This window comes from Micromonospora fluostatini, assembly GCF_050410825.1.
GTDB classification, from domain to species: Bacteria; Actinomycetota; Actinomycetes; order Mycobacteriales; family Micromonosporaceae; genus Micromonospora; species Micromonospora rosaria.
Genome location: NZ_CP191251.1, coordinates 6,643,824 through 6,659,667, shown reverse-complemented (window position 1 = coordinate 6,659,667; position 15,844 = coordinate 6,643,824). Strand labels below are relative to the sequence as shown.

The 15,844-nt window shown below is 76.1% G+C and carries 12 protein-coding genes; 3 read left to right on the top strand and 9 right to left on the bottom strand.

Features of this window, described 5'->3' with window-relative positions:
- Nucleotides 1-43: 43 nt before the first annotated feature.
- The 3 genes from ACQUFX_RS29740 to ACQUFX_RS29730 are packed head-to-tail and all read right to left on the bottom strand — an operon-like array spanning nt 44 to nt 3,315.
- Nucleotides 44-1,579 (bottom strand): pyridoxal phosphate-dependent decarboxylase family protein, encoded by a 1,536-nt coding sequence (locus ACQUFX_RS29740; protein ID WP_428963489.1) that lies wholly within the window; start codon nt 1,577-1,579, stop codon nt 44-46.
- Nucleotides 1,576-2,967 (bottom strand): MFS transporter, encoded by a 1,392-nt coding sequence (locus ACQUFX_RS29735; protein ID WP_428963488.1) that lies wholly within the window; start codon nt 2,965-2,967, stop codon nt 1,576-1,578. The genes ACQUFX_RS29740 and ACQUFX_RS29735 overlap by 4 nt, the downstream gene beginning before the upstream one ends.
- A 15-nt stretch (nt 2,968-2,982) precedes the next feature.
- Nucleotides 2,983-3,315: an MGMT family protein gene (locus tag ACQUFX_RS29730; protein WP_428963487.1), complete on the bottom strand. Its 333-nt coding sequence runs from the start codon at nt 3,313-3,315 to the stop codon at nt 2,983-2,985.
- 61 nt (nt 3,316-3,376) lie between these two features.
- On the opposite strand from ACQUFX_RS29730, the gene proB reads away from it, so the two are divergent.
- From proB to ACQUFX_RS29715, 3 genes are all read left to right on the top strand, one after another.
- The gene (gene proB / locus ACQUFX_RS29725) at nt 3,377-4,486 is read left to right on the top strand and encodes a glutamate 5-kinase (RefSeq protein WP_428963486.1); all 1,110 of its coding nucleotides are present in this window, start codon (nt 3,377-3,379) and stop codon (nt 4,484-4,486) included.
- An 85-nt stretch (nt 4,487-4,571) separates the two neighbouring features.
- Nucleotides 4,572-5,816 (top strand): glutamate-5-semialdehyde dehydrogenase, encoded by a 1,245-nt coding sequence (locus tag ACQUFX_RS29720; protein WP_428963485.1) that lies wholly within the window; start codon nt 4,572-4,574, stop codon nt 5,814-5,816.
- A gap of 161 nt (nt 5,817-5,977) precedes the next feature.
- Nucleotides 5,978-6,994, top strand: coding sequence for a methyltransferase (locus tag ACQUFX_RS29715; RefSeq protein WP_428963484.1), 1,017 nt, complete (start codon nt 5,978-5,980; stop codon nt 6,992-6,994).
- 89 nt (nt 6,995-7,083) lie between these two features.
- On the opposite strand, the gene ACQUFX_RS29710 is transcribed toward ACQUFX_RS29715, so the two are convergent.
- The 6 genes from ACQUFX_RS29710 to ACQUFX_RS29685 all read right to left on the bottom strand — a co-directional run bounded on the left by ACQUFX_RS29710 (nt 7,084) and on the right by ACQUFX_RS29685 (nt 15,728).
- The gene (locus tag ACQUFX_RS29710; protein ID WP_428963483.1) at nt 7,084-7,905 is read right to left on the bottom strand and encodes a prenyltransferase/squalene oxidase repeat-containing protein; all 822 of its coding nucleotides are present in this window, start codon (nt 7,903-7,905) and stop codon (nt 7,084-7,086) included.
- Between the two features lie 106 nt (nt 7,906-8,011).
- On the bottom strand, nt 8,012-9,232 hold the full coding sequence (moeZ, locus tag ACQUFX_RS29705) for an adenylyltransferase/sulfurtransferase MoeZ (RefSeq protein ID WP_428963482.1): 1,221 nt from the start codon (nt 9,230-9,232) through the stop codon (nt 8,012-8,014).
- Nucleotides 9,233-9,323: 91 nt separating this feature from the next.
- Nucleotides 9,324-10,184: a DUF3152 domain-containing protein gene (locus ACQUFX_RS29700; RefSeq protein WP_428963481.1), complete on the bottom strand. Its 861-nt coding sequence runs from the start codon at nt 10,182-10,184 to the stop codon at nt 9,324-9,326.
- Nucleotides 10,185-10,281: 97 nt separating this feature from the next.
- The gene (locus tag ACQUFX_RS29695; RefSeq protein WP_428963480.1) at nt 10,282-11,256 is read right to left on the bottom strand and encodes a DUF3152 domain-containing protein; all 975 of its coding nucleotides are present in this window, start codon (nt 11,254-11,256) and stop codon (nt 10,282-10,284) included.
- A 70-nt stretch (nt 11,257-11,326) separates the two neighbouring features.
- Entirely contained in the window at nt 11,327-12,301 is a 975-nt protein-coding gene (locus ACQUFX_RS29690) for an alpha/beta fold hydrolase (protein ID WP_428963479.1), read from the bottom strand.
- 25 nt (nt 12,302-12,326) lie between these two features.
- On the bottom strand, nt 12,327-15,728 hold the full coding sequence (locus ACQUFX_RS29685) for a hypothetical protein (protein WP_428963478.1): 3,402 nt from the start codon (nt 15,726-15,728) through the stop codon (nt 12,327-12,329).
- Nucleotides 15,729-15,844: the final 116 nt, after the last annotated feature.

Here is a 15,844-nt window from a genome sequence, read left to right as displayed (position 1 = left end):
CCGACAGTGAACCACAACCGACGCGGCCAGTAGACCGACGCGGTCAGTAGGTGGGGCGTTGCAGCAGGCCGACGAAGCCGGCCAGGAGCCGTTCCCGCAGCGCGGGCGGGGCCGCGTCCAACAGCGTGTTCACCGTGGCCATCCGCTCCGGCAGGACCGGCCCGGCCCCGCCCGCGTCACCGCCGAGTCCGAGGCCGGCGGCGAGGCCGGCGAGCAGGTCGGGGGTGAGGGCGTCCGGGGTGAGCGTGCCGACGAGGGCGAGCAGGTCGGCGGGGAGCCGGACCGGGCCGGCGGCCCGCGTCGCCGCCACCGCGTCGGCCAGGTCCGGGCCGAACGCGGGCACCGTCGGGGCCACCGCCGCGGTGACCGTCAGGTGGACGCTGGCCGGCAGGTCGCCGTACCGGAACTGGGGTTGGGTGTGCCAGCCGCGCGCGGTCAGCTCGTCGACCAGGGTGAACAGGTCCACCTCCGGGTCGGTGCTGGTGAAGCAGACGACGGTGGACTCCGGCTCGGCCAGCAGCCGCAGCCCGTCGACGCCCCGGACCGCGTCGGCCAGCCCGGCCACCGCCGTGCGGGTCCGCTCCGCGAGCGCCAGGTACCCGTCGTCGCCGAGGTGGCGCAGGGTGGCGTACGCGGCGGCGATCGGGCCGCCGGAGCGGGTGGAGGAGATCACCGGGTTGACCATGGTGTACCCGGGCCAGCCGGCGAAGGCGAAGTACTGCGGGGCGCGCAGCGCCGCGTCGCGGTGCAGCAGCACGGAGACCCCCTTCGGGGCGTACGCGTACTTGTGCAGGTCGACCGAGATCGAGGTGACCCCGTCGACGCCGAAGTCGAACGGGGGCACCGGCGCGCCGAGGCGGCGCAGGTACGGCAGGGTCCAGCCGCCGAAGCAGGCGTCCACGTGGCAGCGCACCCCCCGCTGTGCGGCGACCGCGGCGACCGCCCCGACCGGGTCGACGACGCCGTGCGCGTACGAGGGGGCGGAGCAGGCCACCAGGACGGTCTCCGGGCGGATCGCGGCGGCCACGTCGGCCGGGTCCGGGCGCAGCGTCCGCGGCGACACCGGCACCGTGTCCAGCGCCAGCCGCAGGTAGTGCGCCGCCTTGGCGAACGCGGCGTGCGCGGTGACCGGCACCAGCAGCCGGGGCGCGGCCACGTCGGACCGGGCGTCCCGGGCCGCCTTCACGGCCAGGACCAGCGACTCGGTGCCGCCGCTGGTGACGCTGCCGACGACGTCCGGAGCGGTCGTGCCGGGGCCGCCGCCGAGCAGTCGGGCCGCCGCGCCGACCAGCGCGTTCTCCATCGTCAGCAGGGACGGGAAGGCGGTCGGGTCGAGGCCGTTGACGTGTGCGCTGGCCGCGTGCGCGGCGGCGGCCAGGTCGTCCAGCCCGGGTACCGCCGGGTCGTAGACGTAGGCGAAGAGCCGACCGCCGTGGGTGGCCCGGTCCGCCGTGCGCAGCGCGCGTACCTCGGCCAGCACGCGGTCGGCGGGCAGCCCGTGCGCCGGCAGCGCCGACCGCTCCCCGTCGCCCGTCGTCGGCCCGACCGGGCCGCGCACCGCCCCCCTCCGCTCGCTCATCTGTCGCCCTTCCCGTGGCCGGCCGCCTGCTCAACGTCGGCCGGGGTGAGGTGGTAACCCCGCAGCAGGAGGACGGCCGGGCCGACCAGGAGCGCGGGGAGCACGGTGAAGCCGAGCAGGATGCCGAGGCGGGCCGGGTCGGACTGCGCCACCGGGCCGGTGGACGACGACACGTACCCGGAGACCTGGAGCACCAGGCCGTACAGGCCGGGGCCGAGGGCCAGGCCCAGGGTCTCCCCCGCCGTCCACAGGCCGGTGAAGACGCCGGCCTGCCGCCGCCCGGTGCGCGCGGTGTCGTACGCGATGCAGTCGGGGAGCATGGCCAGCGCGAAGACCTGCTGGCCGGCGTACCCGCAGCCGATCAGCGCGACCACCGCGTAGGTCGCCACCGCCGGCAGCACCGGCGCGGCGACCAGCGCGAACGCCCCCACCGCGAAGATCAGCGAGGCGAGGACCAGGCCGGTGAGCTTGCCCAGCCGGGCGCCCACCCGGCTCCACAGCGGCATGACCAGCAGCGCCGGGCCGACGAAGCAGGCGAACAGGACGGTGGGCCCGGTGTCCGGGTCGCGCAGGATGTGCCCGGCGAAGTAGTTGACCCCGGCCAGGATGGTCGCCACCCCGACGGACTGGATCACGAAGCAGAGCAGCAGCGCCCGGAACGCACGGGCCTGGCCGGCCACCGCCAGTTGGGCGCGCAGCGTCGGCTCGCTCTCCGCGACGGCGCCGGTCGGGGCGGACCGGGTGCCGACGAACGCGCCGAGGGCGCCGACCGCGATCAGGCCGGCGACGAAGAGCCCCATCCAGCGGTACCCGGCCAGCCCGTCGCCGCCGGCGGTGACCACCATCGGGGCGAGCGCGCCGGAGACCAGGATGGCCAGCGCGAGGACCGCGATCCGCCAGGTCATCAGCCGGGTACGTTCGGCGTAGTCGCCGGTCAGCTCGGCCGGCATCGCCACGTACGGCACCTGGAAGAAGGCGAACGCGGTGGCGGTGGCGAGGAACGCCAGCGCCACGTACGCCCCGGCGGCCGGGCCGGTGCCGAACGGCCCGGCGAAGATCGCGGCGAAGCAGAGCGCCAGCGCCAGTCCACCGACCAGCAGGTACGGCCGGCGGGCGCCCCAGCGGGAGCGGGTCCGGTCGCTGAGCCGCCCGACCACCGGGTTGAGCAGCACGTCCCACGCCTTCGGCCCGAGCACCAGCAGGGCGGCCACGCCGGCCGCGATGCCCAGGGTGTCGGTCAGGTACGGCAGCAGGAGCAGGCCCGGGACCGTGCCGAAGGCGCCGGTGGCCAGTGAGCCGAGGGCGTACCCGGCGTGCACCTGCCGGGGCAGCGGCCCCGCGCCGGGGGGTGCGGCGGGTGGGCCGGATCGGACCGGCGGCGCATGCATGGTCCCGAATCTTACTCATGTTATGGGCTGCGTCACATCCTCCGGATCGGGCGTCCAGCCGGCCACCGCGATGTCCACCCGGTCCCCGCGCAGCGGGGTGTGCTCCGCCCGCAGCAGGGCCCGCGCCCGCACCTCGTGACCCGGCGGCAGCCGCCCCGTTGAGGTGACCACCCGGTGCCAGGACACCGCGCTGCCGTACCGGGCCATGATCGAGCCGACCAGTCGGGCCGAGTTCCGCCCGGACCGGTCGGCGAGGGCGTCGGCCACCGCGCCGTAGGACATCACCCGTCCCGGCGGGATCCGCTCGACGAGGTCGAGCACCGCCTCCACGTACTCCTCAGGGGTCACGACCGGCCAGGATATGGGAGCCCGAGCCGGCGCGCCGACAGCCAACACGCAGAATGGGCGGGTGCGGGAAGCAGTCACGACGGCCCGGCGGATCGTCGTCAAGATCGGATCATCCTCGTTGACCACGGCGTCGGGCGGGCTGGCCGACGACCGGGTGGAGGCCCTGGTCGACGCGCTCGGCGGGCGGGCCGCGCAGGGGCGCGAGGTGGTCCTGGTCTCCTCCGGCGCGATCGCCGCCGGGCTCGCCCCGCTCGGCCTGCCCCGCCGCCCGCGTGACCTGGCCACCCAGCAGGCCGCCGCCAGCGTCGGGCAGGGCCTGCTGATCGGCCGGTACGCGGCCAGCTTCGCCCGGCACGGGCTGACCGTCGGCCAGGTGCTGCTCACCGTCGACGACGTGACCCGGCGGGCGCACTACCGCAACGCGTACCGGACCCTGCGCAAGCTGCTCGACCTGCGGGCGGTGCCGATCGTCAACGAGAACGACACGGTCGCCACCGAGGAGATCCGCTTCGGCGACAACGACCGGCTGGCCGCCCTGGTCGCCGCCCTGGTCCACGCCGACCTGCTGGTGCTCCTCTCCGACGTCGACGCCCTCTGGACCGGCGACCCGAGCCGGCCCGAGTCGACCCGGATCGCCGAGGTCCGCGACGAGCGGGACCTGGCCGGGGTCAGCGTCGGCGGCGCGGGCCGGGCCGGCGTCGGCACCGGCGGCATGGTCACCAAGGTCGAGGCGGCCCGGATCGCCACCGGCTTCGGCATCCCGGTGGTGCTCACCGCCGCGCCGCTGGCCCCGGCCGCGCTGGCCGGTGAGCCGGTCGGCACCCTCTTCCACCCGGTCCGCCGGCGCCCCACCGCCCGCCTCTTCTGGCTGGCCCACGCCACCAGTCCCCGGGGCCGGCTGCACCTGGACCCGGGGGCGGTGCAGGCCGTGGTCGGCCGGCGCAAGTCGCTGCTGCCCGCCGGGATCACCGCCGTGGACGGGGCGTTCACCGCCGGCGACCCGGTCGACCTGGTGGACACCTCCGGCGCCCCGGTCGCCCGGGGCCTGGTCAACTACGACGCGATCGAGTTGCCCGGCCTGCTCGGCCGCTCCACCGCCGACCTCGCCGCCGCCCTCGGCCCGGCGTACGAGCGCGAGGTCGTCCACCGCGACGACCTGGTACTGCTGTAAGGAAGGGCCCCCTGTTAACGCATTCTGTTGTACAGGGGCCCCTTCCTAACACCCGTCCCCGATGAACACGTTGAGGAGTTGCAGGATGAGCGTCACGGAGCAGGCCCGGCGGGCCCGGGAGGCGGCCGGCGCGCTGGCCGTCGCGACGCGTACCGCCAAGGACGCCGCGCTGCACGCGATGGCCGACGCCCTGGTGGCGCGTACCCCGGAGATCCTGACCGCGAACGCGGCGGACCTGGTGGCCGGGCACGAGGCCGGCCTCTCCGCGGCCATCCTGGACCGGCTGAAGCTGGACGAGGGCCGGGTCGCCGGGATCGCCGAGGCGCTGCGGCAGATGGCCGCCCTGCCCGACCCGGTCGGCGAGGTGGTCCGGGGCTCGACCCTGCCCAACGGGTTGGAGCTGCGGCAGATCCGGGTGCCGTTCGGGGTGGTCGGGATCATCTACGAGGCCCGCCCGAACGTGACGGTGGACGCCGCCGGGATCTGCCTCAAGTCGGGCAACGCGGCGCTGCTGCGCGGCTCCTCCTCGGCGGCGCACTCGAACGCGGCGCTGGTCGCGGTGCTGCGCGACGCGGTCGCCGGGGCCGGGCTGCCGGCCGACGCGGTGCAGTTGCTCGACGCCTCCAGCCGGGACTCGGTCAAGGAGCTGATGCGGGCCCGGGGCCTGGTCGACGTGCTGATCCCGCGCGGCGGGGCGTCGCTGATCAGGACCGTGGTCGAGGAGTCCACGGTGCCGGTGATCGAGACCGGGGTGGGCAACTGCCACGTGTACGTGGACGCCGCCGCCGACCTGGCCAAGGCGGTCGCGATCACCCTGAACGCCAAGACCCAGCGGCTGTCGACCTGCAACACCGCCGAGTCGCTGCTGGTGCACGCCGACGTCGCCGACGCCTTCCTGCCGGCGGTGCTGGCCGCGTTCGCCGATGCCGGGGTCACCGTGCACGGCGACGAGCGGGTGGCCGCGCACTCCGACGCGGTGGTCGCCGCCACCGAGGAGGACTACGGCACCGAGTACCTCTCGGCCGACATCGCGGTCGCCGTCGTCGACTCGCTCGACGCCGCCATCGCCCACGTCAACCGGTACGGCACCGGGCACACCGAGGCGATCGTCACCGACTCGCAGTCGGCGGCCCGGGAGTTCGTGGCCCGGGTCGACTCGGCGGCGGTGATGGTGAACGCCTCGACCCGGTTCACCGACGGCGGGGAGTTCGGCTTCGGCGCCGAGATCGGCATCTCCACGCAGAAGCTGCACGCCCGGGGGCCGATGGGCCTGCCCGAGCTGACCAGCACCAAGTACGTCGTCACCGGCGACGGCCACCTGCGCGGCTGAGCCGCGGCAGCCGGGCGGGGCGGCGCGGCCCTTCGACGCCGCCCCCTCCCGACGCAGCCCTCCGACGCCACCCCCGCCCGGCGCGCCACTACCCGAATCACGGCCCGAGCGCTGTCAATTCGCCGACACCTTTTCGCGGCATTTGATGATCAAATATGGCGATGATCACCCCCACGCCCCTCATGGGCATCGTGACCGGTTACTGGGCCTTCAAGACACTCGCCGCCGCCGTGGAACTCGACCTCTTCGGCCGCCTCGCCGGGCAACGTGTGATCACCCGCCAGCAGGCCGAGAAGGAACTCGGCATCCCGGAGCGCCCCGCCGACCTGCTGCTCGCCGCGTGCGCCTCGCTGGGCCTGCTGGAGCGGTCCGGCGACGGGTACCGCAACACCGAACTGGCCGAACGCTTCCTCGTCCCCGGGCAGCCGCACTACTTCGGCGGGCAGGTGCGCTACTGCGACGAGCGCACCTACCTGCCCTGGCACCGGATCACCGAGGCGCTGCGCAGCGACAAGCCGCTCACCTGGGACCCGGCCAGCCAGGACTCCCTGTTCAGCGACGTCGACGAGGGCATGCTCACGCTGTTCTGGGAGGCGATGTACTCCACCTCCAGCTTCACCGCGCGGGCGCTCGGCGAGGCGTACGACTTCGGCGCGCACCGGCGGCTGCTCGACGTGGGCGGCGGCGCGGGCGCCTTCCCGATCGAGCTGTGCCGGCGGTACCCGCAGCTCCGGGCGACCATCTTCGACCTGCCGCACGTCGGCGCGCTCGCCGAGGCCAAGATCTCCGCAGCCGGCCTCGCCGACCGGATCGGTACCGCCGGCGGGAACTTCCTCACCGACCCGGCGCTGCCGGACGGCCACGACGTGATCCTGCTCAGCATGATCCTGCACGACTGGGACGAGGCGCAGAACCGGTCGATCCTCGCCAAGTGCCACGCCGCCCTGCCCTCCGGCGGGGCGATCGTCATCTCCGAACTGCTGCTCAACGACGAGCGGACCGGGCCGGCGTCAGCCGCCCTGATGGGGCTGAACATGCTGGTCGAGACGGAGGGGGGCCGGAACTACTCCGGCGCCGAGTACGGCGCGTGGCTGACCGACGCCGGCTTCACCGACGTCCGCACGATCGCGTTCGACGCGCCGGGGGCCAACGGCGCGGTGGTGGCCCGCCGCCCGTGAGCCACCCGGCACGCCGGTGAGCACCCGTCCGGGGTCCGGTCCTTCTCACCGGGCCCCGGACGGCCCGCACCGGCACGCCCCCGGCCCGGTCAGCGGCAGGCGCGGAGGACGGCCAGGGTGGTGTGCACGTCGAAGTGGTGGCCGTCGTCGCTCTCCCAGCCACCGTCGGCGCGCTGGGTCTCGCCGAGCCGGCGGCGGGCCGCGACCAGCAGCCAGTCCAGGTCGTCCAGGCCGACCCGGCGCAGGGTGGCGGCCATCCAGGCGACGTCGGCCGGGGACATCTCCGGCAGCCGTTCCGCGAGCGCCGCCCGGATCCGGGCCGCCTCGTCGACCATCCGTTGGCGGTGCAGCACGGCCGCGCTGAGCCAGCCGGCGGCCAGGTAGGACGGCCAGCTTCCGTCGGGCGCGAGCCGGCCGGCGAGGGCCTGGGCGGCGGCCTGCACCACCCCGGCGTACGCGCCGCCGACCCGGTCGTCGAGCGGCCCGGCGGCCCGCGCGTCCAGCCCGGCCACGGTCAGCCAGAAGGCGGCGTCGGCGGTGAGGTAGAGCCGGGCCTCGGGATCGCCCGGCCGGGCCCACTCGGGGGCGGCGTCGGCCAGCGCCGGATCCTCCTCCCAGCAGCCGTCGGGCAGTTGCCGGGCGACCAGCCAGTCCAGTGCCCGGCGGGCGGCCGGACGGCCGAGCGCGCCGAGGTCGTCCAGTTCGGTCAGCCGGAAGCAGGTCGCCTCCACCGAGGCGGTGGCCCCGTCGCGTACCGCCGGCCAGCCTCCCTCGGGGAGCTGGCCGGTCTCCGCGCTGTCGAGCAGGTCCGGTGGCGGGGCGGTGCCGGTGCGCAGCCAGGAGAGCCGGGCACGGTCCACCACGTCCCCGTGCGCCACGACGAACCCCACTGCGGCGTTCAAGTCGACCACGCCGGCCACGCTACCGGCGCAAACGTGATCACGCCTCGGTAGCTCGTGGGAACGGCAAAGGCCCGTTCACCGGATCGACGACGGTGAACGGGCCCCGCTACCGGTCTCAGTACGTGGGCAGGGACGGATCGACCTGCTTGATCCAGGACAGGATGCCGCCCTGGACGTGCACCGCGTCCCGGAACCCGGCGGCCTTCAGCGCGGCGAGCGCCTCGGCGGACCGGATGCCGGACTTGCAGTGCAGGACGACCTGCTTGTCCTGCGGGATCCGGGCCAGCGCCTCGCCGGAGAGGATCTCGCCCTTGGGGATCAGCGTGGCGCCGGGGATCGAGACGATCTCGTACTCGTTCGGCTCCCGGACGTCGACCAGGAAGACGTCCTTCCCGGCGTCCTGCCACTCCTTCAGCTCCGCCACGGTGATGGTCGAGTCGACCGTCGCCTCCTGGGCCTCCACCGAGACCGCGCCGCAGAAGTCCTCGTAGTCCTCCAGCAGGTCGGTCAGGGTGGCGTTCTCCCCGCAGAGCACGCAGTTCGGGTCCTTCCGAACCTTGATCTTGCGGTAGCTCATCTCCAGGGCGTCGTAGACCATCAGCCGGCCGACCAGCGGCTCACCGATGCCGGCCAGCAGCTTGATCGCCTCGTTGACCTGGATCGAGCCGATGGAGGCGCAGAGCACGCCGAGCACGCCGCCCTCGGCGCAGGAGGGGACCATGCCGGGCGGCGGGGGCTCCGGGTACAGGCAGCGGTAGCAGGGGCCGTGCTCGGCCCAGAACACCGACGCCTGGCCGTCGAACCGGTAGATCGACCCCCAGACGTACGGCTTGCCGAGCAGCACCGCCGCGTCGTTGACCATGTACCGGGTGGCGAAGTTGTCGGTGCCGTCCACGATCAGGTCGTACCGGGAGAAGATCTCCCGGACGTTCTCCCGGTCCAGCGCGGTGTTGTGGATCTCGACGGTGACCAGCGGGTTGATCTCGCGGATCGACGCGGCGGCCGACTCGGCCTTGGACCGGCCGACGTCGGAGACGCCGTGGATGATCTGCCGCTGGAGGTTGGACTCGTCGACGGTGTCGAAGTCGATGATGCCGAGCGTCCCGACCCCGGCGGCGGCCAGGTACAGCAGCGCCGGCGAGCCGAGACCGCCCGCGCCCACACAGAGCACCCGGGCGTTCTTCAGCCGCTTCTGCCCCACCACCCCGACATCCGGGATGATCAGGTGGCGCGAGTAGCGCTGGATCTCGTCAACGGTCAGCTCGGCGGCGGGCTCGACGAGCGGGGGCAACGACACGGTGGACTCCCCGGGATCGGCGTGGGTGTGCCGCGCCATTGTTGCTCGCCGGGGCGGGGCTCGGCCATGAGCAGGGACACGTCGCCCGACATGCGGGAGCGGGAATAACCGCCGGGCCCGTCCGGCCGGCTCAGATACCGGGTACCGGGGCACCGGCGTACCGCGCCCCGTCGAGGTACGGCCAGGCGTTCGCGACGCACCCGTCCAGCCCGTACGTCTGCTGCTGCATCACCGGCGCCGGGCGGCCCGGCCCCGGGCAGGTCTCGTGCCCGAGCCCGAACTCGTGCCCCACCTCGTGGTTGACCACGTACGCCCGGTAGGCCGCCAGCGGGGCACCGTAGTCCGGTACCGCCTCCTGCCAGCGGGCCAGGTTGACGATCACCTGCCCGGGGAGCCGGCAGGAGGTGTACCGCTCGGTGCTCAGCCCGCCGAGCGCGCACATCCGTTCCGAGGTGACCGGGGTGGCCAGGTAGACGGTGAAGTCCGCCTCGGCCGCGTCGGCGACCCGCTGCACCCGCAGGGTGCCCGAGGCGATCCAGCTCCGTGGGTCACCCAGCACCGCGTCGACCGTGGCGGCGAAGGCCGCGACGTCCTGGCCCGTGCCCTGCTCGACGGCCACCCGGTACCGGTGGACCGGGCCGTCGCCACCCCGCACCGGCGACTCGCCCCCGGCGGTGACGAAGCCGCCGGCCCCGGCGGTCGGCGTCACCGGCGGTGGGCTCCGCTCCCCCTGGTCGCCCCGGCCGTCCCGTTCCCCCCGGCCGTCCCGTTCCCCCTGGCCGCCCTGCTCACCCTGGCTGTCCCGGGCACCGCCCCCGTGGCCACGCCCCGTGCGGTGCTCCGGCGTCGGGTCGGCCGACCCGAGGTGGTCGGGGCCACCGAACGGGCCGGTGAGCACCACCGCCGCGAGCAGCACCGCCCCGGACAGGATCGCGAACCGCCACCGGCGACGCCGGCCGGCCGGACCAACAGAAGGGGACGTGTCATCCACAACGCCAGCATCACACGCCTTTCGGACGCCGAGCCTCCATCTCCTCGAAAGCGTGAAAAAGGTTCGGCTATCCCGGGACGGCGTCCCGGTTCCGGCCTCAGAGCCGGGGGCCGGCGTACCGTCGCCCGTCCCGGTACGGCCAGGGGTTGGCGACACAGCCCCGCAGGAAGAGCGTCTGCTGCATCATCACCGGGGCCGGACGGCCGGCACCGGGGCAGCGTTCGTGCCGGTACCCCAGCTCGTGCCCCACCTCGTGGTTGACCACGTACGTCCGGTACACCGCGAGCGGCACCTCGGCCCGGACGTAGTGCGGCACCGACGTCCGCCACCGGTCCAGGTTGATGATCACCCTGCCGACCGCCCGGCAGGACGTGTACGGGCGGCCACCCACCCGGATGTCCACCCCTCCCGCCGCGCACATCCGGCCGGCGGTCCGCGCGGTGGCCAGGTACACCGTGAAGTCGTACGGGCCGGAGCCGGGGACCTGCCGCAGCCGCAGCCGGCCACCGTCCACCCAGCTACCCGGCCCGGCCAGCGCCGCGTGCACGGCGTCGGCGAAGGCGGTCACCTCCTCGCCGGACCCGCGCTCCACCGCCACCCGGTACCGCCGCAGGTCACCGGCGCGGCCGAGCACCGGCCCGGTCCGCCCGTCGTACCCGAAGGTGCCCCGCCCGGCCGAGGGCGCCGCGCCGGGCAGCCGCAGCACGGGCCCGGCGTCCTGGGCGGCGACGAACCCCGGTGCCGCCCCCGCGCCCGGCCCGCCCGGGGTGACCCCGCCCTCCGACGGGCCGGCGGGACGCCCGCTGGCCGGGCCGGAGAGATCGCCGCCCGACGGACCGGGGGCGGCGGGCGGCGGCAGCGGTGCCGAGAGCAGGCGGGGCAGCGCCGCCGTGGGTGACCCGACAGCGGTGTCCGGCGTCGCGGTGCGGGGCGCCGCCGACCCGGCACCCGGCACGGGCCGGTCCACGACCACCAGGACCGCCGCCCCGAGCGCCAGGGCCAGGCCGACCAGCCGCACGGGCGCGAACGCCCGGCGGTTCCGCCGGGCCGGGACGGAACCGCCGGTCGGCACCGGTCCAGCGCCGGAACCGCTGGTCGGAGCGGGTTCAGCGGGGGAACGTCGGGTGACGGAGAGCACCCGGTCAGGGTGCCACGTCGGACCGGCCGTTCGTCCGCTGCGACTCGCCGAGCAGCCCCAGGACCGCGCGGGCGACCGTACGCGGCACCTCCAACTGCGCCACGTGACCGACGCCGTCGAGCATCAACAGCCGACTGTCCGGGATGGCCCGGGCCGCCTGCGGGGCCACCCGGACATCGACCAGCCGGTCCTGCCGGCCGCCGACCACCAGCGTCGGCGCGGTCACCGCGCCGGCCAACCGCCACAGCGAGTCCGGGCCGGGCAGGTACGACCGCAGGAAACTGGAGACCAGGCCCCGGAACGTCCGGACGTACGCGGCGGCGTAGTGGTCCGCCTCGTACCGGACCCGGATCTCCTCCAGCGCCTCCGCCCGCCGCTGCTCGCTGATCCGGCTCAGGTCGGCCACGCACGCCGCCATCACCTGCTCCGCCATCACCTCGGGGGCGAGTTGGGCCAGCCGCCAGGCGACCAGCCGCTCCCCGCGCGGGATGGCCAGCACCGGCAGCATCCGCCCCTGCAACGAGCGGCGGAAGTCGAGGAAGGGCAGCGCCGGGGAGATCAACGTCAGGGTGCGTACCAGGTCCGGCCGCAGCGCCGCCACCCGCACCGCGACCGCACCGCCCAGCGAGTTGCCGAACAGGTGCACCGGCCCCCGGTCGGTGTGCTCGATCCAGCGCACCGTCAGGTCGGCGAAGGACGCGACGGTGTACCGCCGCCCCGGCTCGCTGCGCCCGAACCCGGGCAGGTCGATGGCCTGCCCGTCGAGCCGGTCCGCCAGCAGCCCGGCCAGGTCCGTCCAGTTCTGCGAGGACCCGCCGAGCCCGTGCAGGTACAGCGCCGGTTCGGCGTCGGGCCCGGTGGCCGGGGTCTCCCGGACGTACGTCACCGTGCCGTCGAGGCGTACCGGGCGGCCGGGCCACGGCGGCGGGGGCCGGTGTGCGGGCAGCCGGTCGTCAGGCCAGAGGGTGGCACGCTTCATGCCATCCAGTCTGCCCCGCGACCGGTCAGGCCAGCAGGGCCTCCAGCCGACGGTTGACGGCGGCGAGGGTGGCCCGCACCACCGCCTGCCGGGGGTCACCGGAGACCAGCGCCGAGCCGGCGAGCTGCTCGACCCAGCCGTCGCAGACCAGCAGCACGACCACGGTGGCGACCTCGCAGTTGCCGAACGGCACCACCGCCGCGTGCTCGACGAAGCACCGGCCCCGGTCGGCGGTCCGGTCGTCGCCGCGCAGCAACTCGTCCACCGCGGCGGCGGCGGCCACCGCGCACAACCGCAGCACGTACCCGTCCACCGCCGGGCCGGTGGCGTGGCCGGCCGCGCTCGCGCCGGCCGCGAGCAGGCGTACCTCCACGGTGGCGTCGAGGCCGAAGGTGCTCACCTGGACGTGGTCGATGACCACCCGGGGCCCCGGCACCCCACCGGTGTCCAGGGGCCGTGACGGCGCGGTCTCCGTCGTGGTCATCTGCCCACCGGAGTACGACGCGCCCACCGTGGCCGGGCTCCCGGTGGCCGGGCCGCCGAGCGCCGGGGAGACCGAGGCGGACTCCTCCACCCCGGCCCGGCCGCGGGCGGTGGTCTGCCGGCGGCGGCGCGGCTGGTCGAGGCCGACCGGCTCGCCGCCCTGTGCCACGCCGCCCTGTGCCACGCCGCCCTGTGCCACGCCGGCCTCGGCGCGTCCGACCGGGCGGCGGGCGTCCGGGGTACGGGCGGTGGCCCGCCCCTCGGGCGACCGGGGCTCGGCGGTGCGCCGCCGGACCGCCGGGGGCGGCGGACCGGTCGGCGTTCCCGGCATTCCCGGGACGTTCTGCGGGGCGGCGGCCAGCCCCATCCGTTCCTGGAGCAGGCGGGCCACGTGCCGGCTCACCTCGGCCGCGTCCGCCCCGTCGGAGAGGTCGAGACGCAGGCTGTGCGCTCCCGCCGGGGTACGGCGCAGCGACGCGTCACGGACCCCGGCGACGCCGCGTACCGCGTCGAGGATCGCGTTGACGTCGAACCCCTCCGGCCGGTCCCGGGGCGGGGCGGGCTCGTCGTCGCGCCGCAGGTGGGTGGCGATCCGGGCGAGTTCGGGGGATTCGGTGGGCTCCACGACAGGCGGCTCCGGCACGACGGGCACGTCCGGTTCGGCGGGGACGCGCTGCGGCAGGATCGCCGTCGTACGGTCCTCGGCGGCCGGGGGGGCCGCGGGTGCCGGTTCGGGGGCGGATCGACGGGCCGCGTAGGGGGGTGCGCTCGCCGGGGCGGGCGCGGACAGGGTGCGGTCGAGGCGCCCGATCCCGCTCGTGGCGGGGGCGGCCACCGGGCCGGCCGAATTCGGCGCGCGCTCCGGCGTCTCGGTCGTGGACGGTCCCGCCGCGTCCCCGGCGGGTGGCCGGGACTCGCCGGGGACCGGTCCCGGCTCCGCGCCCACCGGGCGCAGGTCCGGCCCGGCACCGGCGGGCCGCCGGGCGGGCTCGTCGCGCAGACGGCGGTCCTCGCCGCGCGGGGCGTGGTCCTCGTCCCGGCTGGGCAGGGGTTCCGGATCGTCGGGTACCGGGCGGAGCCGGAACGGCCGGACCGGCCGGTCGACGGCCGGCCCCCGGTCGGTGGCGGCGGTGGGCGGCGACCCGGCCGGGGCCTCCGGCGACCCACCGGCCGCCCAGGACGGCCGCTCCGGCGGGGTCTCCACCGAACGCAGCCGCGAGGCCAGGGACGGGTACCCGGACCAGGGCTCCGACTCCGACCTGGGCGGGTCGTACGGGCGGGGCGGCTCGGAGCGCGCCGGCTGGTACGGGCGGGGCGCCTCGGCCGGCACCGGCTCGTAGGGACGGTGCGTCTCGGTCGCCGCCGGCTCGTACGCCCGGGGCGGCTCCGCCGGCTGCTCGTACGGGCGGTGCGCCTCGGTGGCCGCCGGCTCGTAGGGTCCCGCGCCCGGGTGCTCGTACGCCCGGCCCGGCCGGCCGTCGGCACCGGGGCGGTCCCCGTCAGCGGCCGGGTACGCCCGCTCTGCCTCCGGCCCCGCCGGGTACGCCCGCTCTGCCTCCGGCCCCGCCGGATGCGACCGGTCCGGGTCCGGGGCCCAGTCGGGCCGGTCCGACCGGGTCCGGGCGTCCCGCGCCCGCCGGCTGACCGGCTCCTCGGCCTCCCGCGCCCACGGCGGGGCCCAACCCTCGCTCCAGCTCGGCCGGTTCCAGTTGGGACCGGGCCAGTTCGGTTCGTCGTCCTCGGCGCGACCGGCGCTCCCGTCGGCCGGGGACGACCCGGCCGGCCGGCCCTCTGCCAACGGACCGGCGGACCGGCGGACCGGCGTCGGCTCGGTCGACGGTTCCGTCGCCTCGGGGTGCTGGCCGCCGGCTGCCGGTCCGGCCCGCCGGACCCCCGGCCGGGGACTCTCGTCACGCTCCGGGGAGCCACCCCGGCCCGGCTGCCCGGACCGCCGGTCGGCGGGCAGGTCGGGCGGGAAGTCGGCACCCGGGTCGCCCCAGCGGGGCGGCTCCGACCTGGCCGGCGACCCGGCCTCCCCGCCGGCCGACTCGACACGGCCGGCGCCCGGCCCGTCGTAGCCCGGACCAGCCCCGTCGTGGCCGGGGCCGGCGTTCGGCGCGTCGTAACCGGTCCCTGACGGCTCGTAGCCGGGGGCCGGTGCGTCGTAGCCGGCGTTCGGTGCGCCGTAACCGCCGGCTGGTGCGTCGTAGCCGGTGGACCGCCCGTCGTAGCCGGGGGCCGCAGCCTCGTAACCGTGCGGCGCGCCGTCGTAGCCCGGAGGCGGATCGTCGGGGCCGGTCCCGGCGGGCGGCGTACCCGGCACCGGGGGCGCCGAGGCAGGTCGTCCGCCCTCCGCCCAGCGGCTCGACCGGGAGGTGGGCAGGTCGTCGTCCGAGGAGTGGCGGGCGTTCGCGGGGTCCTCCTCGTCGGGGGTGGTCGGGGGCGTGGCGGGCTGCTCCGTCCGCGGCGCGGGCCGCTGGAGCGGCACGAGCAGTCGGTCACCGTCGGTGTCCCGGCGCGGCTCGGCACGGAGTCCGGGCGGGGCGCTCACCGGCACCTGCCGACCGGCCGGCGGGGCGCTCACCGGCATCTGCCGGGTGCCGGGCGGCGCGCTGACCGGCGCCTGCCGGCCGGCCGGTCCGGCCGGGTCGTGGCCGTTCACCCGGTGCCCGTTGACCCGGGCGACCGGAGGCTCGTCGTCGGGGTGGCCGGAGAGCGGGGCGGGCAGGTCACCGTGCCGGGGCGAGGACGCGGCCCAGCCCGACGGCGGCTCGGACTGCCACCGGGGCGCGGGCTCCCGGACCCCCGACGCACCCCCACCGGAGGACCAGGCGGCGGCGGGAGATGCCCAGCCACCGCCGGAACGGGCCAGGTCGTCGTGCTGACCCGTCCCGTCACCGTGCTCTCCCGGGGTGGCGGCACCGGGTTGACCTGTTTCACTCACCGCGCGCTCCTTGGTCGCCCTCGCTGAGGCTACCGTGTGGTGACAGTGGCGATAAGTTACAGCGGCGGGCCAATTCCGGGACGGGTCAGACCCCCGCCCGGTTCGGGTGATTGATG

Excerpts from the sequence above, each read along its gene's own strand:
- ACQUFX_RS29715 (WP_428963484.1), top strand. The coding sequence starts at position 5,978 with ATGATCACCCCCACGCCCCTCATGGGCATCGTGACCGGTTACTGGGCC.
- ACQUFX_RS29720 (WP_428963485.1), top strand. The coding sequence starts at position 4,572 with ATGAGCGTCACGGAGCAGGCCCGGCGGGCCCGGGAGGCGGCCGGCGCG.
- ACQUFX_RS29735 (WP_428963488.1), bottom strand. The coding sequence starts at position 2,967 with ATGCATGCGCCGCCGGTCCGATCCGGCCCACCCGCCGCACCCCCCGGC.
- moeZ (WP_428963482.1), bottom strand. The coding sequence starts at position 9,232 with ATGGCGCGGCACACCCACGCCGATCCCGGGGAGTCCACCGTGTCGTTG.
- ACQUFX_RS29690 (WP_428963479.1), bottom strand. The coding sequence starts at position 12,301 with ATGAAGCGTGCCACCCTCTGGCCTGACGACCGGCTGCCCGCACACCGG.
- ACQUFX_RS29740 (WP_428963489.1), bottom strand. The coding sequence starts at position 1,579 with ATGAGCGAGCGGAGGGGGGCGGTGCGCGGCCCGGTCGGGCCGACGACG.